Source organism: Rhodococcus sp. NPDC059968, from assembly GCF_042738615.1.
In the GTDB taxonomy this organism is placed as follows: domain Bacteria; phylum Actinomycetota; class Actinomycetes; order Mycobacteriales; family Mycobacteriaceae; genus Rhodococcus_F.
This window is the reverse complement of record NZ_JBHWUE010000011.1, coordinates 40,414-60,109: the sequence shown is the minus strand read 5'-3', so window position 1 is coordinate 60,109 and position 19,696 is coordinate 40,414. Positions and strand designations below refer to the sequence as shown.

Below are 19,696 nucleotides of genomic sequence, written 5' to 3'. Positions count from 1 at the left end.
GTGCCATCGGGGTGCGACAGGCCCAGAATGGCAGCCATGCCCTTCTTCGACGGCCACTCCGGACGAGTCCACTACCGGCACTGGAGCGCGGTGGGTGGACCCGTCGCCCAGCTGGTGTTTCTCCACGGAATGGGGCAGCACACGGGTCATTACCACCGGTTCGCGCGCGGACTGACGCCCGCCGGAATCGGGGTGTGGGGAATCGACCAGGCCGGTCACGGATTATCCGAAGGCGATCATCCGGGATCCGTCGCGGACCTTGCGGAGGACGCCGCGCTTCTCACCGGCCTCGCCGGCAGGCACGCGCCGGATGTTCCGCTCGTGCTCATGGGGCATTCGCTCGGTGCCGCGGTCTCGATGGAACTTCTCGCGTCCGGTGACCCCGGTTTCCGGTGCGCGATTCTGTGCGGGACACCGAAGACCGCCGCCGTGCAGCAGACGGCGGACGCGCTGGGCTCACTCGGGATACCGCTGCTCGCGGTCCACGGTGTCGACGACCGCATCGCACCGATCGACCCCGTCCGGGACTGGGCGGCGGGGATAAGAGGCCTCGAGTTCCGGGAGTTCGACGACGCCGGACACGACCTGCTTCACGAGAGGGTCCAGGTCACGGTGACCGCGGTGGTCCGCGACTTCATCCTGGACGCTGCGCGCCCGTGAGTGCCCGAGGAGTCTCTGCACTCCTCGGGCACTCACGGGCGGCGGAGCCGCTTACGCGTAGATGGCCTCGATGGCCGCGCCGTGCTCCTTGTGGATGACGTTCCGCTTGAGCTTCAGCGTGGGCGTGAGCTCACCGGTCTCCTGCGTGAAGTCGACCTCGAGGATGCGGTACTTCTTGATCCGCTCGGGGTTGGACACCTTCTTGTTGCCCTCCGCCACGGCCTCGTCGATCTCGGCGACCAGGTCGGGGTTCTTGACCAGTTCGGACACCGGGGTGTCGGCGGCCAGCCCGTGGCGTTCCTTCCAGCCCGGGAGGGTTTCGGAGTCGAGGGTGATGAGCGCGCCGATGAACGGCTTACCGTCGCCGACCACGAGGCACTGGCTGATCAGCGGGTGCGCGCGGAGTGCGTCCTCGAGGACCGCAGGCGCGACGTTCTTGCCGCCCGCGGTGACGATGATCTCCTTCTTGCGGCCGGTGATCGAGACGTAGCCCTCTTCGTCGATCGAGCCGAGGTCGCCGGTGTGGAACCAGCCGTCCCGGATCGAATCCGCAGTGGCCTGCTCGTTGTGCCAGTACCCGCCGAACACGACGGGACCCTTCAGGAGCAGTTCGCCGTCCTCGCCGATCTTCGCGGCGTGGCCGTCGATCGGCTTGCCGACGGTGCCGACCTTCTGCGCGCGGGTGGTGTTCACGGAGATGGCGGCGCTCGTCTCCGTGAGGCCGTAGCCCTCGTACACCGGGACGCCGATGCCGCGGAAGAAGTGACCGAGGCGTGCACCGAGCGCGGCGCCACCGGAGACGGCGCGGTCGCACTCGCCGCCGAGCGCGGTGCGGAGCTTCGAGTAGACGAGCTTGTCGAACAGGGCGTGCTTGAGCTTGAGGCCGAGCCCGGCGCCGCCGTTGTCCTGCGCCTCGCTGTACGCGATGGCCGTGGCGGACGCCTTCTCGAAGATGCTGCCCTTGCCGCCGTCGTACGCCTTCTGCTTGGCGGAGTTGTAGACCTTCTCGAACACGCGCGGCACCGACAGGATGAAGTGCGGCTTGAACGCGGCGAACTGGTCGAGCAGCGTGGTGAGGTCGGCGGTGTGCGCGACGGTGACCTTGGCGTCGAACGCACCGAAGGAGATGGCGCGGGCGAAGACGTGCGCGAGGGGCAGGAACATCAGGGTGCGCCTGCCGGCGTACATCGCGTCGCTGAGCGCCAACTTCACGGCCGCCGATTCCGCGTAGAAGTTCGAGTGGGTCAACTGCACGCCCTTGGGACGGCCCGTGGTCCCCGACGTGTAGATGAGGGTGGCGGGGGAGGACGCGCGCACCTGGTGACGACGCTCGTGCAGCTGCTCGTCGGTGACGCCCTCGCCGCGCTTCGACAGTTCGTCGATCGCGCCGGATGTCTTCCCCGTCGCTTCGCTCGCCCCGCCCTCGATTTGCAGGACCTCACGCAGGTCCGGCGCGGCGTCGGTGACGACCTTCAGCGCCTCGGCCTGCTTGGGGTTCTCGACGACCAGCAGCGACGTGCCGGAGTCTTCGAGGATCCACTTCGCCTGATCGGGTGCGGACGTTTCGTAGATGGCGACGGTGCACCCGCCGACCGTCCAGATCGCGTAGTCGATGACGACCCACTCGTACCGGGTCGCCGAGAGGATCGCGACGCGGTCACCGAGCTCGACGCCGGAAGCGATGAGGCCCTTCGCGACGGCGGAGACCTGCTCCGCGAACTCGGCGGCGGTGACGTCTACCCAACCACCTTTGCCCGGGCGCTGGAACGGGACGAACTTCGGATCTTCCTCGGCGTGACGGAAGACCGTGTCCGCCATGGAGGCGTCCTCCGGAATTGAGAACGACTGCGGTACCGAGAATTCACGCACTATGACCCCTCCACTGAAACGACATGACGGATGTGCATTCGATCACATTTGTCCCAGTTTCGCACCAGGGTCGATGTCCGTTATGTGTATTTCTGTTCTGACCAGCGGAGATTAGTGTAACTCGGCGTAAACTGATAACTCAGGCGGCCTCTTCGAGACGGCGCGAGTTGGCCGACAGCCAGCGCCGGATCGCGTAGTTCAACTGGTCCGGATCGACACCGAGTTCGGTCGCGGTCGCCGCGAGGATCTCCTCGGCAAGGCCGTCGTCGGTGGCTTCCGAAATGCCGAGCGCGCCGCTGATGAACACGTCCGCCACCCGATTCGGCCGAACCCCGGGGATCCCGGCGAGCATCAGGAAATGCGCCCACGTGACGTCGCTGCTCTCCCCGCAGACCTCGATCCACGCATCGTGGATCTGTTCCAGGGCGGCTTCGTCCCGGGCGGCCTCGAGAAGGTCGTCGATGCTGTTGATGCGGAGCTGGTGTAGTCGCTCCGCCGCCAGCTGGATGTGACGAGCCTCGATCGGCACGCCGGTCGCGGTGTACCGCCGCTTGTACGAGCCGACTTTGCCCGCCCACTGATCCGAGCTGCCCGCCTCCTCGAACGTGCGCAGAAGGTCGCGGGCGCCGTCGGTGAGGGGCTGATCGGGGTGCGCCCGCCGGTACGCCAGATAGCGGTCGACGACGGCGACCTCGCTGTGCCCGGCGCTCGACTGCACCGATTCGATGATGCAGAGGGCGAGGCTGTGCCGATAGGCATCGGAGGTGACCCAGCCGGACGGGTCGCCCAATCGGTCGCGGCAGGCGGTGACGACGGTTTCGACGGTATCGGCAGAGACGGTCACGAGATCCTCCAAAGGCAGTCTGTTCTGTGCTCTGTCCGGTGTATCGACAGGGCCTCCGGGAACGTTGCACTGGAGCTGAAGATTCCTCGAGAATCACCGTCAGCGGTGGGCCAGCAGGTCTGTGACCTCGGTGTCCGAGAGTTGATGGAAATCGTCGTACGCGTTGCCGACGCCGCCGAGATCGGCCGGGATGTACGGGCAGACCACCTCGTCGGCGGTCACGCGCAGGCGGCCGACAGCCTCGGGGGCGGCCACCGGAACCGCGACGATCACGCGTGCCGCGCCCAGTTTCTTCACCGATTGGCAGGCCACCGCCGCGGTCGCGCCCGTGGCCATGCCGTCGTCGACGAGGACGGCCGTGCGGCCCTTCAGTGACGCTCGCGGCTTGCCGCCGCGCAGCACCCGTGCCCGCCGTTCGAGCTCGCGGCGCTCCTTCGCCTCGACCATGGCGAGCGCGGTCTTGCTGATTCGGGCGATGCGGAGAACGTCGTCGTTGATCACCCGGGATTCGCCCTCACCTATGGCACCCATGGCGAGTTCCGGCTGCCATGGGACACCCAGCTTTCGGACGAGCACGACGTCGAGAGGGGCCGACAGGGCGGCAGCGATCTCGAACGCGACGGGGACGCCGCCGCGCGGCAGACCGAGCACCACCAGATCGGTGCCGCGCAGGTGTTCCAGTGCGGCGGCCAGTCTGCGACCGGCGTCGGCGCGACTGGTGTACAACATCGAACGCTCCGTGATCGGGAAGAACTTCGTCTCCGACGCTACTCCCGATCGGGCCGTTCAGATCTCGCTGACGGTGAATCGGCGCAGGGCGAGGGCGGGGTTCTTCTCCCTCACCTCGGCGATCCGCTCCGCGCTGACCGCCGCGACCGCGGTGCCCACCCGCTCACCGAGCGACGCGAGGGTCACGCCCATCGGATCGACGATCATGCTGTTCCCGGCACCGGTGCGCGCGCTCTGGTCGGCGGCGGCCACGTACACGGTGTTCTCGATGGCGCGTGCCCTCACGAGAGTGGACCAGTGGTCCTCCTTCAACGGTCCGGGCACCCACTGCGCGGGCAGCAGCAGCACGTCGGCGCCCGCATCGACGATGCGGCGGGTGACCTCGGGGAATCGGAGGTCGTAGCAGGTCTGCATGCCGAACGTGAGGCCGTCGACGGCGAAGGTCTCCGGGGCGCCGATGTCCCCGGCGCGGATGACGTCGGACTCCTTGTAGCCGAACGCGTCGTACAGGTGGAGTTTGCGGTAGGTGGCGACGACGTCGCCGCCCGGTCCGAGCGCGACGAGGGTGTTGGAGATGTGATCGTCCCCGGGCAGCTGCTCGTTGACCCCTGCCACCAGGTGGACGTCGAGTTCCTTCGCGGTCGCGGCCAGCCCACCGACGAACTCGCCGTCGAGGCCCTCGGCGGACTCGACGATCCGCTCGTCCGTTCTCGGCGCCGTGAACATCGCGTACTCGGGCGCCACCACCACCTTCGCGCCACGGCCCGCGGCCTCGGCGGCGAGCATGCGGAGGGTGCGCAGGTTCTCCTGCTTGTCCTGACCGGGAGCGAACTGAATGACAGCGACATCGACCATGCCGTCCACGCTAGGCGACGACCCCGCGGCAGGTGCCTCCCGTCCCGGTCGCCGCGTATTTCCGCGGCGTGGCGATGCACTGTGGACTCGTGCACTAAACTGCTGGTCAATGAGTGATATCGAGCGTGACCCCGAACCCCCCACTTTTGCCGACCTCGACATCGATGATCGGGTCTTGAAGGCACTGTCCGATGTGGGCTACGAGTCGCCCTCGCCGATCCAGGCAGCCACCATTCCGCCCCTCCTCGCCGGCAACGACGTCGTCGGCCTGGCGCAGACCGGCACCGGCAAGACCGCTGCGTTCGCGGTACCGATCCTCTCGAAGATCGACCTGACGCAGAAGTCGCCGCAGGCATTGGTCCTCGCGCCGACGAGGGAGCTGGCCCTGCAGGTCGCGGAGGCATTCGGCAAGTACTCCGCCCATATTCCGGGCCTGCACGTCCTGCCCATTTACGGCGGTCAGAGCTACGGCGTCCAGTTGTCGGGACTGCGGCGCGGCGCACACGTGGTGGTGGGCACGCCCGGTCGCGTGATCGACCACCTGGAGAAGGGCACGCTCGACCTGTCCAAGCTCTCCTACCTCGTCCTGGACGAGGCCGACGAGATGCTGAAGATGGGTTTCCAGGAGGACGTCGAGCGCATCCTCGCCGACACTCCGGAGTACAAGCAGGTGGCGCTGTTCTCGGCCACGATGCCAGGGGCCATCCGCAAGATCTCGAAGCAGTACATGCACGACCCCGTCGAGATCACGATGAAGTCGAAGACGTCGACCGCGTCCAATATCTCGCAGCGGTACGTCCAGGTGGCGCACCAGCGCAAGCTCGACGCCCTGACGCGTGTCCTCGAGGTCGAGGCCTTCGAAGCCATGATCATCTTCGTGCGCACCAAGCAGGCCACCGAAGACCTCGCGGAACGACTGCGCTCGCGCGGATTCTCGGCCGCGGCCATCAACGGCGACATCGTGCAGGCGCAGCGTGAGCGGACCATCGGCCAGCTCAAGAGCGGCGCCCTCGACATTCTCGTGGCCACCGACGTGGCCGCGCGTGGCCTCGACGTCGAGCGCATCTCCCACGTCGTCAACTACGACATCCCGCACGACACGGAGTCGTACGTCCACCGGATCGGCCGTACCGGCCGCGCCGGGCGCGCGGGCGAGGCGCTGCTGTTCGTGGCACCGCGCGAACGCCACCTGCTCAAGGCCATCGAGAAGGCGACCCGTCAGCCGCTGGCCGAGATGCAGCTGCCCAGCGTCGACGACGTCAATGCGCAGCGTGTGTCCAAGTTCGGCGACTCGATCACCGAGAGCCTCACGTCCGACAATCTGGCGTTGTTCCGCAAGATGATCGAGGACTACGAGCAGGAGCACGACGTGCCGCTCGCCGACATCGCCGCCGCGCTCGCGGTGCAGTCGCGCGACGGTGAGGCGTTCCTCATGGCGCCCGAGCCGCCGCCGGCGCCCCGCCGTGAGCGTGAGCCCCGCGAACGCCCGGCGCGCCGGTTCGACGACGGCCCGCCCACGCGGTCGCGTGGACCGGAGGGCCAGGAGCTCGCGACGTACCGCATTGCGGTCGGCAAGCGGCACCGCGTGGTGCCGGGTGCGATCGTCGGTGCCATCGCGAACGAGGGCGGGCTGCGGCGCAGCGATTTCGGGCACATCAGCATCCGCCCGGACCACAGCCTGGTGGAGTTGCCCGCCGACCTGGCTCCCGAGACCCTCGAGGCCCTGCGCCGTACCAGGATCTCCGGTGTGCTGATTCAGCTGCAGCCCGATTCGGGTCCGCCGTCGGGCCGACCGCGCGGGGGTCGCGACGATCGGGCCGGCGGAAAGTTCCAGCGCGACCGGGACAGCGGGAAACAGCCGCGCGAGTAGTCCTCGCGCGGCCCTCCCGAAAGGGATCCCCGGCGGTTACGCCGGGGGAGCGGGAGCCGGGGCCGGCTGTGCCGCCTCGGCGGGCAGCGGGCCCTCCTCGGGAACGAAGAACGAACCGACTGTCGGCAGCACGTAGCAGGTCGCGTCGGTGTAGCCGACGGTGCCGAAGATCGATGCCACGACGGTGCCCGCCCCCGTCGCCACGACCTTGTTCAGTGCCGGGTAGCCGCCTTCGGTGACGCCGTCGAGGGGCAGGATTCCGCTGGCGCCGGTGTTGGTGTTGATCCACGCGACGTTGAGTCCCGACGACTTCACGACACCGGGGTACGCGGAGAGGGCCTGGAAGCTGATCTCGTTCGCCTTGACCTCCGCCGTGGGCCCGGTGGTGCCCGACGCCAGCGTCAGCGTGACCGGTGCGACGGTGCCGCAACCCACGGTCGGTGCGGTGTAGAGGAATGGCGTGGACGCGCCCGCGACGTCATGCAGCACGGTCGACGTGGCCAGCGCCTCGACCGCGGCCTTCTCCTCGGGCTTGTCGGCCTGGGTGCGCAGTTCGGCGAGTCCGGGGACGTCCGGGGTGGCCGGTTCCGCCGCTGCCGTGCCCGAGAGGCTGAAAGTCGCCGCGATACCGACCGTTGCCGCCGCGATCGTGCGTCGCATCACGCTCATACCGTCCACCTGAACTCCTCGTTGTCTCGTCCGGGCAGCTCTGCAGCGCCGCCCGTGCGGAGAATTTACCCGAGAGAGTGGAAACAGTCAGGACCAGCTGCCGCCGCCGGCCAGCGTATCGGCGCGCGCGCCGTCGAGGGACTGCCGGATGATGTCGGCGTGACCGGCGGGCAGGTCGACGTCGCGATCCAGGTCGGTTTCGGCGGAGACTGCGGCCTCGGTGGCGCGCTGTGCATCGTCGAAGCGGGCGAGGAGGACGTCGACGGTTTCGTCCTCGGTGACGTTCCATGCGGCCATCCACGCTGCCACCGGATCGTCGCCGACACCGCGCGGAGCCCCGGTGATGCGGGAGGTCATCGCCTCTTCGCCGTCGATCACGTGTTTGAGGAGGGAAGCCAGGCTCATCTCGCTGGCGCTGGGGACACTGCGGGCCTGCTCCTCGGTCAGCCCGGACACCGCGTTGCGGAAGGCGGTGCGCTGGTTGTCCAGCATGAGGAGAAGGAGTCCGCGCTCGTCGGAGATGGTGTGCTGGGTGCTGGGTGTCTCGGTCATGCGTTCAGTGTGGCGCGGATAGCGGACACCTACTGTCCTCGATCAGCGACTTTCGGGATCATTGGCGGGACGTCGCGACCCTCGCCACCTCCGCCGGGTCGATCAAATGGGAGTGGTCGTCGTCGCCGACGTCGATCTGCACGACGTCGATTCGCCCGTTGAACCTGGTTTCTCCACCGTAGTGGGCGCTGACCGGCATCCCGTAGTCGTCGCCGATGTCTGTCGTCTCGTCCGCGGAGAAGATCATCGGCTGCGTCTGTTCGACTCGGCCGGACCCGACGCTGCGGCCGTCGTAAAAGAGAGTGACGTCGCCGCCCTTCGCGAGACCGCCGCCGTCGTAGGCGAACTCCGCTCGAATCTGCAGACTGCCTGCGGGCAGGTCTTCGGTGGCCTCGGTCGTGAACTCCTTCATGCCGAGCAGGTTGTAGACGAACGCAGCCCGCCCCTCCTTGACATAGAGGGCCCACCCGCCGAAGCGGCCGCCCTGGGCGATGACGACACCGTTGGTGGCGGCGTTCTTCGCCGTCTCGACGGCTGCGGTCACCGAGAACGAGCGGTTCTTGATGTCGATGACGCTGTGCTCGGTGAGCCGCTTCATCCCGGGAAACAGCACCTGCCTACTGCCGGACACCAGTTGGGGCCGGCCGGCGATCGTCGGGTTCAGGCGTTCGAACCGGCGGTCGTCGATGGGCAGCACGTTGTATTTCACCGCTTCGATCAGCCACAGTCGCTGCAACGCAGCGAGTTTCTCGGGCATCTCCGCGGCCAGGTCGTGCGCTTGCGTCCAGTCGGTGGTTCCGTCGTACAGTTCCCACACGTCGTCGTCGAGTGCGGGCAGCACCTCGTCCGGCAGCCACGGGGTGCTGTGCCGGGTGACGGCGCTCCAGCCCTTGTAGTAGATGCCGCGGTTGCCTGCCATCTCGAAGTACTGCAGGTCGTGGCGCTCCGGAGCGTCCGCCTCGTCGAAGCTGTACACCATGCTCGTGCCCTCGATCGGTGCCTGCTGCACCCCGTTGACGAACGTGGGCTCCGGCAGTCCGGCGGCCTCGAGCACCGTCGCGGCGACGTCGATGACATGGGTGAACTGGGACCGGGTCTCGCCTCGGCTGCTGATGCCGGCAGGCCAGTGCACGATCGTCCCGTTGCGGGTGCCGCCCCAGTGCGAGGCGACCTGCTTCGTCCACTGGAACGGTGCGCACATCGCCCACGCCCAGCCCACCGAATAGTGGTTGTAGGCCTCCGTGGTCCCGAGCTTGTCCTTCACCTCCGCCATGAACTCCGGCGTCTCGATCGCGGCGAGGCCGTTGAAGTTCGCCATCTCGTTGAACGCACCGTTGAGCGTTCCTTCGGCGGAGGCACCGTTGTCGCCGATGATGTAGTACACGAGCGTGTTCTCGAGGGCGCCGATCGCATCGATCGCGTCGATCACGCGGCCGACGTGGAAATCGGTGTGCTCGAGGAAACCCGCATACACCTCCATCTGACGTTCCAGCACCGGCTTCAGCGCGTCGTCCATCTCGTCCCACGCCGGGATCGCATCCGGACGCGCGGTCAGCCCGGCGTCGGCGGGCACGACCCCGCGCTGCTTCTGCTGTTCGAGGATCGACTCACGCTGCGCGTCCCAGCCGCCGGCGAACCGGCCGGCGTATTTATCCGCCCACTCCGGCGGCACGTGGTGCGGTGCGTGGGTGGCGCCGGGGGCGAAGTAGACGAAGAACGGCTTGTCCGGGGCGAGCGCCTTCTGGGTGCGCACCCAGTCGATGGCGTGGTCGGCGAGGTCCTCGGTGAGGTGGTAGCCCTCCTCGGGTGTCTTGTCGGGCTCGACGGGGGCGAAACCCTCGTAGAGCGCCGGGTAGTACTGGTTGTTCTCGCCCCCGATGAACCCGTAGAAGTGCTCGAACCCGCCGCCGCCGGACGGCCAGGCGTCGAACGGTCCGACCGGCGAGGTCTGCCACGGCGGCACCTCATGGCACTTGCCGAACTGGGCCGTCGAATAGCCGTTGAGTTTCAACGTCATCGGCAACGCGGCCTTGGTGTTCGGACGGAGCCCGGACGAACCGGGAGCCGACGTCGCGGTCTCGGTGATCATGCCCATTCCGACCGAGTGATGATTGCGACCGCTGAGCAGAGCCGCACGGGTCGGTGCGCACAGCGCGGTCGTGTGGAATCGGGTGTACGTGAGCCCACCGGCCTGCAGGCGCTCCGCGGTCGGCGTCTGCGCGGGCCCGCCGAATGCGCTGCTGGCGCCGAATCCCACGTCGTCCAGGAGCACCACGAGCACATTCGGGGCGCCCTCGGGTGGCAGCAACGGCTCGATGGGCGGGAACGACGTGTCCGGATCTTTCGCGTCGTAGGTTGTCAGGCCGAGATGCTGCCGATCGGGAATCGGAAGAACCCCGCGACGCCCGCCCGTACGATCCACCATGGCTACTCATTCCGCTGGTTCACATCGGAACGCCCGACGGCGCCTGCCGAAATTCAGAATAGTCGCAGGCTGCGGCGCACCGCGGGGGATTGGACCGCGCGAACAGGGCTCGGCCCCGCTCACCGAAACCGGGGGCGGCTGCGCGCGTTCCCAGCGGTTCGGGCAGGACCGACCTACGATCGAGGCACGTGTCCGGGGAACGCCCCTGTTCCTGTGATCGAGTCGCGAACCGAGGTGCTTATGCCCCTGGAAGATTCGTCGTCGGCCTTCGCCGACCAGTCCCGGGAGGGCGCGACCCCACCGGAGCACGACCTCGAAGGCCACATCATCGAGGCCCGGTCCGAGGATTTTTTCCACGCCCGAGAACTGCAAGTGGACAACGAGTGGTTCAAGACCGCGGTGTTCTACGAGGTTCTGGTCCGCGCGTTCTTCGATTCCTCCGGAGACGGAACGGGCGATCTCCAGGGGCTGACGTCCAAACTCGACTACCTGTCCTGGCTCGGCGTCGACTGCCTGTGGCTGCCGCCGTTCTACGATTCACCGCTACGCGACGGCGGATACGACATCCGCGACTTCCGCGCCGTGCTGCCGGAGTTCGGGACGGTCGAGGATTTCGTCCAGCTCTTCGATCAGGCGCACCGCCGCGGGATCAGAGTCATCACGGACCTGGTCATGAACCACACCTCCGATACGCACGCATGGTTCCAGGAGTCGCGCACCGACCCCGAGGGCCCGTACGGCGACTTCTACGTGTGGTCGGACCGCGACGCGGGGTATCCGGACGCCCGCATCATCTTCGTCGACACCGAGACGTCCAACTGGACATGGGATCCGGTGCGCAAGCAGTACTACTGGCATCGCTTCTTCTCCCATCAGCCGGACCTGAACTACGACAATCCCGATGTCCAGGACGCGATGATCGACGTGCTGCGATTCTGGCTGGACCTCGGAATCGACGGCTTCCGGCTGGACGCCGTGCCCTATCTTTTCGAGCGGGAGGGCACCAACTGCGAGAACCTGCCCGAGACCCATGCATTTCTCAAGAAGTGCAGGGCCGTCATGGACGCCGAGTACCCGGGGCGGGCGCTGCTCGCCGAAGCGAACCAGTGGCCGTCGGACGTCGTGGAGTACTTCGGGGAGCCGGACGTGGGCGACGAGTGCCACATGGCGTTCCACTTCCCGCTGATGCCCCGCATCTTCATGGCGGTGCGGCGGCAGAACCGGTTCCCGATCTCCGAGATTCTCGCGCAGACCCCGCCGATTCCGAGCTCGTGCCAATGGGGAATCTTTCTCCGGAACCACGACGAGCTGACGCTCGAAATGGTGTCTGACGAGGAGCGTGACTACATGTATTCCGAGTACGCGCAGGACCCGCGGATGAAGGCGAACATCGGCATCCGGCGACGGCTCGCGCCGTTGCTCGAGAACGACCGCAACCAGCTCGAGCTGTTCACCGCGCTGCTGCTGAGCCTGCCGGGTTCGCCCGTCCTCTACTACGGCGACGAGATCGGCATGGGCGACAACATCTGGCTCGGTGATCGGGACTCGGTGCGGACGCCGATGCAGTGGACTCCCGACCGCAACGCCGGATTCTCCCGTGCCGACCCGGCCCGAATGTACTTGCCCGTCATCATGGATCCCACGTACGGCTACCAGTCGGTGAACGTCGAGGCGCAGATGAACTCGACCAACTCGCTGCTGCACTGGACTCGGCGCCTGCTCCAGGTCCGCAAACAGCACCCGGCGTTCGGAACGGCGTCGTTCACCGAACTCGGCAGTGCGAACCCGGCCGTCCTGTCGTATGTTCGGGAGACGCCGCCGAGCCAGGACCGGCCGTACAGCGACGTCATTCTGTGCGTCAACAACCTGTCCAGGTTCCCGCAGGCGGTGATCCTCGACCTCACCCAGTTCGCCGGCCGAATCCCCGTGGAGCTCACCGGTTCCGTTCCCTTCCCCTCCATCGGGGACGACGGGTACATGATCACGCTCCCCGGGCACGGATTCTTCTGGTTTGCGCTGCAACCGGATCCGAAGTCCGACGGCGCGGTGAGCGGACACCCGGTCAGCAGCGAAGCGGAACAGGCGGTGCAGCAGTGAACGAACCCAGCAGTGAACGCATTCCCGACGAGACCCTGGAGCGGCAACTCGTCCGGTGGTTGCCGGACCGGCGGTGGTTCGCCGCCAAGGGCACCACCATCTCGGCGGTGCGGATCCTGCTGCGCCACGAGCTGACGTCGGCCTTCGGGTTCTCCGCCGAGCATCTCCTGGTCTCGGTGGAGTTCGAGGCAGGGCCGTCGCAGGTGTACCAGATACCTCTGGGGTTCCGCAGTCATCTGCCCGAGGACCTCGAGCCGTGGGCGCTGCCGGACGCCGACGGGAACATCATGATCGCGTACGACGGCCTGCACGATGCCGAGATCATCACGCTGTACGCCGACCTGCTGTCGGAGGCCGAGGGGTCCGGGCCGGTGCAGTTGAAGACCGTGCCGGGCACGGTGATCGAACCGGGGCTCCGCGGGCGGACACTCGGTGCGGAGCAGTCGAACACCTCGGTGGTGCTGGGGGAGAAGCTCCTGATGAAGATCTTCCGTCTGGTCACGCCGGGGGTGAACCCCGACGTCGAACTCCACCTCGCGCTCGCCGAAGCGGGCAGCGAATACGTGGCGACGCTGCGGGCGTGGATGGAGACGGACGTGGCCGGGATTCTGACCACCCTCGCGATGGTGCAGGATTTCGAGGCCAACTCGGCGGACGGGTGGAGTATGGCACTCGGCAGTGTCCGTGACCTCCTGATCGAAGCGGATCTCCACGCCGCGGAGTTGGGGACGGACTTCGCCGGTGAGTCCTACCGGATGGGCGCCGCGGTCGCCGAGGTGCACGCGACACTGGCGCGTGCGCTCGGTGCGGAGGAACGTCAGGTGGCGTCGACGACCGTGGAGGCGATGACGCGCAGACTGGACGCCGCCACCTCGATCGTTCCCGAACTGGGGGAGGTGGCCGCTGCGGTGCGGGGAAAGTTCGCCGAGGCGGAAGCTCTGGGCGCCACCACCGTCCAGCGGATTCACGGCGACCTCCACCTCGGTCAGGTGCTGCGGACACCGGAGCGGTGGCTGCTCATCGACTTCGAGGGCGAACCCGCCAAGACCCTCGACGAGCGCCGGGAACGGGATAGTCCGTTGCGGGACGTTGCGGGAATGCTGCGGTCCTTCGACTACGCCGCTCACCATCTGCTGGCCGATTCGGTGCCGATGGGAGCGATGGGGGCGGCGTCGCAGCGGGACTTCCGCGCGAGGGAGTGGGCTCAGCGCAACGCCGACGCGTTCTGCGAGGGCTATGCCTCCGTGTCGGGCACCGACCCACGCAAGGCGGCGGCGCTGCTCCGGGCCTACGAACTCGACAAGGCGGTGTACGAGACCGTGTACGAGGCGAGGAACCGCCCGAATTGGATCGGCCTGCCCCTCTCCGCCATTCGCAGACTCACCTCAGCACCTCGGTGAGGGCCGGGGACGAGACCGTGCCCGTGTCGAACTGAGTGCGGTACAGCTCTTCGTACCGGCCGCCCGCGGCGAGCAGTTCGGAATGGGTGCCGCGTTCGACGATGCGCCCGGCCTCGACCACGAGGATCAGATCGGCCGCGCGGACGGTCGACAACCGGTGCGCGATCACCACCGCGGTCCGGCCGGCGAGGGCCTCGCCCAGCGCCTCCTGGACGGCGGCCTCGGACGTGGAGTCGAGGTGTGCCGTCGCCTCGTCGAGGATGACCACCCGCGGATGCGCGAGCAGCAGGCGCGCGATGGTCAGCCGCTGGCGTTCGCCTCCCGACAGCCGGTAGCCGCGTTCGCCGACCACCGTGTCGAGGCCGTCGGGCAGTGCGGCGACGAGGTCGGTGAGCCGCGCCCGGTCCAGCACCTCCGCGAGTTCGGCCGGCGTGGCGCCCGGGCGGGCGAGCAGGAGGTTGGCCCGCACGGTGTCGTGGAAGAGGTGCCCGTCCTGAGTCACCATGCCGACGGTGGCCCGCACGGAGTCGGCGGTCAGGTCGCGCACGTCCACCCCGCCGAGTTTCACCGAGCCCGCGTCCGCGTCGTAGAGCCGGGGAACCAGTTGGGCGATGGTGGACTTGCCGGCTCCGGACGATCCCACCAGCGCGACCATCTGCCCGGGTTCGGCGCGGAACGACAGCCGGTGCAGCACCTCGACGCCGCCGCGGGTGTCGAGGGTCGCGACCTCCTCGAGCGAGGCCAGCGACACCTTGTCGGCCGAGGGATACGCGAACTCCACGGAGTCGAACTCCACCGACACCGGGCCCTCGGGCACCGCGACCGCGTCGGGCTTCTCCGCGATCAACGGCTTCAGGTCGAGGACCTCGAAGACGCGCTCGAAACTCACCAGCGCGCTCATCACGTCCATGCGTGCGCTGGCCAGTGCGGTGAGGGGTGAGTACAACCGGGTCAGCAGCATCGCCATCGTGACGACGGCACCCGCGTCGAGTTGTCCGCGCAGTGCGTAGAACCCGCCCAGTCCGTAGACGAGCGCCAGCGCGAGAGCCGACACGAGAGTGAGCGCGGTGACGAACACCGACTGCAGCATCGCCGTGCGGACGCCGATATTCCGCACCCGTCTGGCCCGGATCGCGAACTCCGCGGACTCCTCGGACGGACGGCCGAACAGCTTGACGAGTGTGGCACCCGGCGCCGAGAACCGCTCCGTCATCTGAGTGCTCATCACCGAATTGTGGTTGGCCGCCTCACGATTGAGCTGCGCCAGCCGCGCACCCATCCTGCGGGCGGGCAGGACGAAGATCGGCAACAGCAGCAGCGCGCACAGCGTGATCTGCCAGGAGATCCCGATCATCACGATGAGCGTGATGCCGAGCGTGACGAGGTTCGACACCACGCCCGACAGCGTGTCGCTGAACGCGCGCTGCGCACCGATCACGTCGTTGTTGAGGCGGCTGACCAGCGCGCCGGTGCGAGTGCGGGTGAAGAAGGCGATCGGCATCCGCTGCACGTGGTCGAACACGGCGGTCCGCAGGTCGAGGATCAGGTTCTCGCCGATGCTCGCGGACAGCCACCGCGTCCACAGGGCGAGTGCGGATTCGAGTACGGCGATGACCGCGATGAGTGCCGCGAGGCGCACGACGACGGACACCGCGTCGCCGCCGACGATGGCGTTGACGACACGGCCCGCCAGCACCGGGGTGGCCACCGCCAGTGCGGCCGTGACGACGCTGAGCAGCAGATACCACCCGAGGCTGCGGCGGTGCGGCAGGGCGAATCGGGCTATCCGCCGCAACGTCGTGCGGGAGAAGGGTCGACGATCCTCTTGGGCGTGCATCGCGTTGTACATCGCGTTCCACGCCGTGACTTCCATGCTCATGCCAGCGGCCTCCTGTCGCTATCCCCCCACGGTAGAGCCGGGGTATGACATGACGGTAGAACCTCAACTTTACTCGAGGTCAAGCTGTGAGCGTGGAAGCGTTACTTCGCGACGTCCACGACCACTCGCGTCGGGTCGGACAGAGTCGAGACCGTGAAGGGGCGGTCCGGTTGTGTCACGCCGATGAACGACTGCGTGACGCCTTCGAACACGAGCGCGCCGTTGACCTCGGTCACCGTGCCGCCGGGAACACCGGGCACCGGGTTGGGGCCCGAGTATCCCTCCACATCGCTGTCGAACGGGTACGCCGAGCCGTCGATCTGCACCTGCAGGATGCCGTTGCCCGACACCGGGATCGTCTTGCCGCTGCCGTCCTGCACCGCCTCGTTCACGTAACCGACCCGCCAGCCCGGCGTGCCCTTGCCGCCGAGTTCGTACACCACGCGGTCGAAGCCCTCGTGCTCGCCGACGCGGACATCGGTGACCGTGAGCTTCGCGGACTCGGACGCCGCTGACGATTTCGGCGACGCGTCGGTCGGGATCGGCGCCGACTCGGGTTCGAGGGCGCTGCTGGTGGTGGCCGCCGCGGCGGGTGACGTCGCCGCCATACTGCTGGCGGAGTTCGACTCCGAGCATCCGGTGAGCGTCAGGGCCAGAGCACAGGCGGCGAACGCGGCGAAGGGACCGATCCGGTGGTTGATCATGATCCGATCGTAAGCCGGAGCCGATCAGACGCGGGGGAGCCCCGGGCGTGGCGTCGCGATCGCGTCCAGGTACAGCCAATTGCCGTCCTCGCGGACGAATCGGCTGTTCTCGTGCAGCGATTCGCGGTGGCCGTCCAGTACGTAGTGCGCGCGGAACTCGACGGTGCCGGTGGAGTCGAGCAATCCACCGCCGCTCGTGCCCAGGATGTCGAGGCGGGTCCAGCGCTGCTCCGGATCGAGATCCAGACTCCCGGGCCGCGTGCTCGGATGCCACGTCGCGAGGAGGTAGTCGGCATCCAGGACGGCGAACGCGCTGAACCGTGATCGCATGAGGCGCTCGGCCGTGGGCGCCTTCGCCTCGCCGCGGTGATACCTCCCGCAGCACTCGTCGTACGGTTCACCGAGCAGGCAGGGGCATCGAACGGTCACGGTCCCAGTATGGACGGCGGTCACACGAGCTTGTGGGTGCGGTCCTTCCAGTACGGCGCGCGGAGTTCCCGCTTGAGGATCTTGCCGGTGGGGTTGCGGGGCAGCAGGTCGACGACGTCGACCGTCGTCGGGCACTTGAACTTCGCCAGACGCTGGCGGGTGTAGTGGATCAGCTCGTCCGGTTCGATCCTGGTTCCGGTCACCGGCACGACGACGGCTTTGACCGTCTCACCCCAGTGGTCGTCGGGCACGCCGATCACCGCCACCTCCGCCACCGCCGGATGCTCGACGAGCACCCGTTCGATCTCGGGGGAGTAGACGTTCTCACCGCCGGTGATGATCATGTCCTTCAGCCGGTCCTCGATGAACACGAAGCCGTCGGCGTCCGCGCGTCCCATGTCGCCGCTGCGCAACCACCCGTCGGCGCTGATGGCCTCCGCCGTCGCCTCGGGCTTGCCCAGATAGCCGGGCGTGCGTTGTTCCGAACGCCACCACAGTTCCCCCGTCTTGCCGGGGGCGACGTCCTCGGCGGTGGCCGGATCCACAATGCGCATCTCCACACCGGGAATGGGCTGTCCCGCCGACGCCATCCTCGCCTCCTGCGCCTCGTCGCGATGCACGTCGGGCAGTAGAGCGGTGACGACACCCGCGCATTCGGTCATTCCGTAGACCTGGACGAACTCCGCCTCCGGCCAGGCGGCGAGCGCGCTGCGCAGCAACGGCAGCGGCATCGGCGCCGCGCCGTACGTGATGCGATGCAGCGCACCGAACGCGGCCACGGCCTGCTCACCTGCGGCAAGCACTCCGGCGATCACCGGCGGCACCAGGAACGCGATGTTCGCACCCGCCGCGAGCGCGCCGAACAGGGACGGGGCGTCGGCCTCCCGGGTGAAGTGGCACCGGGCGCCGGCGTGCACGCCCATGATCGCGTAGCAACTCCCACCGACGTGGAACAGCGGCATGGCGACGAGCAGGCAGTCGTCGTGCCGCGCGGGCAGGATCTCGAGCACCGCGACGCTGTGGGCGATCAGGTTGCGGTGGGTCAGCTGAACTCCCTTCGGCCTGCCGGTGGTTCCCGAGCTGTACAGGATCAGGGCGGTGGCATCCGCTCCCACCTCCGGCCTCGACGACAGCACCGACGCCTCGGCGAGCCACGGCTCGAACTCGTCGTGCTCCCCGCCGACGGTGATGATCTGCTCGATGCCGGTCAGCCGGTCGCGGAGTGCCATGACCTGTTGGAGGAACTCGTTGCCCACGAACAGGATCCGCGCCCCGGAATCGTTGATCACGTAGTCGAGTTCCTCACCGGCCAGTCGCCAGTTGGGAACTGCGGCGGCTGCGCCGAGGACCGACGCGGCATAGGTGACCTCGAGGCAGGACAGATGGTTCTTGTCGACGAACGCGACGGTGTCACCGGCCCCGATTCCGCCTTCCGCCAAGGCTCCCGCGATGTGCAGGATCCGGTCGTGCCACCCGGACCACGTGTATTCGGTGCCCTGGAACTGCACGGCGACGTCGTCCGGTCGGACCTGCGCCCAGTGCGCGAGTCGGTCGAAGATGATCTCGTTGTCGGCGTCCGACATGCGCCCACCTCTCGTCTGTGACGTCAGTCACATCAGGCTAGTAGCCGGTGATCCGATCAGTGACGTTTTGCCTCACGCGGCCGAACTGCTTCGGCTCTGTGCGTCCGCGCGTCGCAGCGCAGCGGTGCCGAGGGCACCGACCACGATCAGGGTGATGCCCAGCCAGTCGGGGTCGTTGTCGGTGACGAGCATCGCGATCCCCACGCCGACCACGAACGGCGGCAGGAAGTCGAACAGTTTGACGAGGGGCGGTGCCACCTCTTCCGGTTCTCCGGGCTCCCGCGGCGCCTGCGCGCTCGCCACGTCCGGATACCACTCGGTGAAGGACAGCGCGAACAGCAACGCCCCGATCGGGATGATCCAGCCCGTCCAGAAATTGTCCGGCTGGTCGAGGACCAGGTCGCCGTACAGTCCGGCCGCCGCCGATACCGTGAAGGACAGCGCCCACACCAGCGTGATGAGCTGGTTGACCTTGAGGAACAGTGGCGAGGCCCAATACTCCTCGGGTGTGGTCTCTTTCGCGTACGGGAGGGTGAACGGATTGCGCAGCAGCAGCGAGCCGAACGCGAACGTGACCAGCGCCAGGCTCGACATCTCACCCGACCACTTCTCCAGCCACGTGATCAGGTCGTCGGACGCGAACAGTCCGATCGCGGCGAGGCAGCCGAAATAGAGGATGTCGAACACTTCGAGGGGTTTGAGGGTTCCGCCGCGGCGGTGGCTGAGGAACAGGAACAGGATCGACAACCCGAGAGCGGTGGCGACCGATTCCTCGAACCGCCCAGGGCCGGACAGCAGCGACATCACGATCCACGGCGCCAGGCCGGCGAACGGTGATTGCAGGAACGCGTCGAGGAACCGCGATCCCACCCGGGGTTTGGGGGATTCGATGGCCATGAGGCTCTCCTTCGCACCGGCGATACCGGAATTCTCCCAGGTCGGTAGTTCCGTCGTGGGCGTTTCCGTGCGGGTCTCCGTGTCCGAGATCACGCGCAGTCGGACCGAAGATCAGGGTGGTCCCTGATGGCGGGCTGCCGCGGGTGTCGACAAGATGGAGGAGTGCGCCGCGCGTGCACCGTCCCGGCCCGTCACCACGGGGCCGGACCGCCACAAGAGGAATGACGAAAGGCG

General features: G+C 67.7%; 16 protein-coding genes. 4 read left to right on the top strand and 12 right to left on the bottom strand.

The window, feature by feature from the left end:
- Positions 1–36 precede the first annotated feature (36 nt).
- Positions 37–660 carry an alpha/beta hydrolase gene (locus ACFWAY_RS12845; protein WP_378455221.1) on the top strand — a complete coding sequence of 208 codons (624 nt, stop codon included), beginning with the start codon at positions 37–39 and terminating at the stop codon, positions 658–660.
- A 51-nt stretch (positions 661–711) separates the two neighbouring features.
- On the opposite strand, the gene ACFWAY_RS12840 is transcribed toward ACFWAY_RS12845, so the two are convergent.
- The 4 genes from ACFWAY_RS12840 to ACFWAY_RS12825 all read right to left on the bottom strand — a co-directional run bounded on the left by ACFWAY_RS12840 (position 712) and on the right by ACFWAY_RS12825 (position 4,957).
- Positions 712–2,529: an AMP-dependent synthetase/ligase gene (locus tag ACFWAY_RS12840; protein WP_378510860.1), complete on the bottom strand. Its 1,818-nt coding sequence runs from the start codon at positions 2,527–2,529 to the stop codon at positions 712–714.
- 139 nt (positions 2,530–2,668) lie between these two features.
- Positions 2,669–3,373 carry a heme peroxidase gene (locus tag ACFWAY_RS12835; RefSeq protein ID WP_087558999.1) on the bottom strand — a complete coding sequence of 235 codons (705 nt, stop codon included), beginning with the start codon at positions 3,371–3,373 and terminating at the stop codon, positions 2,669–2,671.
- 99 nt (positions 3,374–3,472) lie between these two features.
- Positions 3,473–4,102, bottom strand: a complete 630-nt coding sequence (locus tag ACFWAY_RS12830) for a phosphoribosyltransferase (protein WP_378455223.1) — start codon at positions 4,100–4,102, stop codon at positions 3,473–3,475.
- A 57-nt stretch (positions 4,103–4,159) separates the two neighbouring features.
- Positions 4,160–4,957, bottom strand: coding sequence for a carbon-nitrogen hydrolase family protein (locus tag ACFWAY_RS12825; RefSeq protein WP_378510859.1), 798 nt, complete (start codon positions 4,955–4,957; stop codon positions 4,160–4,162).
- A 109-nt stretch (positions 4,958–5,066) separates the two neighbouring features.
- On the opposite strand from ACFWAY_RS12825, the gene ACFWAY_RS12820 reads away from it, so the two are divergent.
- Positions 5,067–6,827 (top strand): DEAD/DEAH box helicase, encoded by a 1,761-nt coding sequence (locus tag ACFWAY_RS12820; RefSeq protein ID WP_378455225.1) that lies wholly within the window; start codon positions 5,067–5,069, stop codon positions 6,825–6,827.
- A 36-nt stretch (positions 6,828–6,863) separates the two neighbouring features.
- On the opposite strand, the gene ACFWAY_RS12815 is transcribed toward ACFWAY_RS12820, so the two are convergent.
- The 3 genes from ACFWAY_RS12815 to ACFWAY_RS12805 form a co-directional block, all read right to left on the bottom strand.
- Positions 6,864–7,496 (bottom strand): hypothetical protein, encoded by a 633-nt coding sequence (locus ACFWAY_RS12815; protein ID WP_378510858.1) that lies wholly within the window; start codon positions 7,494–7,496, stop codon positions 6,864–6,866.
- Between the two features lie 87 nt (positions 7,497–7,583).
- Complete coding sequence (locus ACFWAY_RS12810; RefSeq protein ID WP_378510857.1) at positions 7,584–8,048, bottom strand: DUF664 domain-containing protein; 465 nt, start codon at positions 8,046–8,048, stop codon at positions 7,584–7,586.
- Between the two features lie 58 nt (positions 8,049–8,106).
- Entirely contained in the window at positions 8,107–10,473 is a 2,367-nt protein-coding gene (locus ACFWAY_RS12805; RefSeq protein ID WP_378510856.1) for an arylsulfatase, read from the bottom strand.
- A 240-nt stretch (positions 10,474–10,713) separates the two neighbouring features.
- On the opposite strand from ACFWAY_RS12805, the gene treS reads away from it, so the two are divergent.
- Positions 10,714–12,570 carry a maltose alpha-D-glucosyltransferase gene (treS, locus tag ACFWAY_RS12800; RefSeq protein ID WP_378455229.1) on the top strand — a complete coding sequence of 619 codons (1,857 nt, stop codon included), beginning with the start codon at positions 10,714–10,716 and terminating at the stop codon, positions 12,568–12,570.
- On the top strand, positions 12,567–13,970 hold the full coding sequence (locus ACFWAY_RS12795; protein WP_378510855.1) for a hypothetical protein: 1,404 nt from the start codon (positions 12,567–12,569) through the stop codon (positions 13,968–13,970). The genes treS and ACFWAY_RS12795 overlap by 4 nt, the downstream gene beginning before the upstream one ends.
- Here the strand turns inward: ACFWAY_RS12795 and ACFWAY_RS12790 are convergent.
- The 5 genes from ACFWAY_RS12790 to ACFWAY_RS12770 all read right to left on the bottom strand — a co-directional run bounded on the left by ACFWAY_RS12790 (position 13,951) and on the right by ACFWAY_RS12770 (position 19,555).
- Entirely contained in the window at positions 13,951–15,849 is a 1,899-nt protein-coding gene (locus ACFWAY_RS12790; protein WP_378510854.1) for an ABC transporter ATP-binding protein, read from the bottom strand. The genes ACFWAY_RS12795 and ACFWAY_RS12790 overlap by 20 nt on opposite strands.
- 101 nt (positions 15,850–15,950) lie before the next feature.
- Positions 15,951–16,553, bottom strand: coding sequence for a hypothetical protein (locus tag ACFWAY_RS12785; protein ID WP_378510853.1), 603 nt, complete (start codon positions 16,551–16,553; stop codon positions 15,951–15,953).
- A gap of 24 nt (positions 16,554–16,577) precedes the next feature.
- Positions 16,578–17,006 (bottom strand): YchJ family protein, encoded by a 429-nt coding sequence (locus tag ACFWAY_RS12780; protein WP_378455233.1) that lies wholly within the window; start codon positions 17,004–17,006, stop codon positions 16,578–16,580.
- On the bottom strand, positions 17,003–18,565 hold the full coding sequence (locus ACFWAY_RS12775) for a long-chain-fatty-acid--CoA ligase (RefSeq protein WP_378455234.1): 1,563 nt from the start codon (positions 18,563–18,565) through the stop codon (positions 17,003–17,005). Before ACFWAY_RS12775 ends, ACFWAY_RS12780 begins: the two co-directional genes overlap by 4 nt.
- A 72-nt stretch (positions 18,566–18,637) precedes the next feature.
- Positions 18,638–19,555 (bottom strand): hypothetical protein, encoded by a 918-nt coding sequence (locus tag ACFWAY_RS12770; RefSeq protein ID WP_378510852.1) that lies wholly within the window; start codon positions 19,553–19,555, stop codon positions 18,638–18,640.
- Positions 19,556–19,696 lie beyond the last annotated feature (141 nt).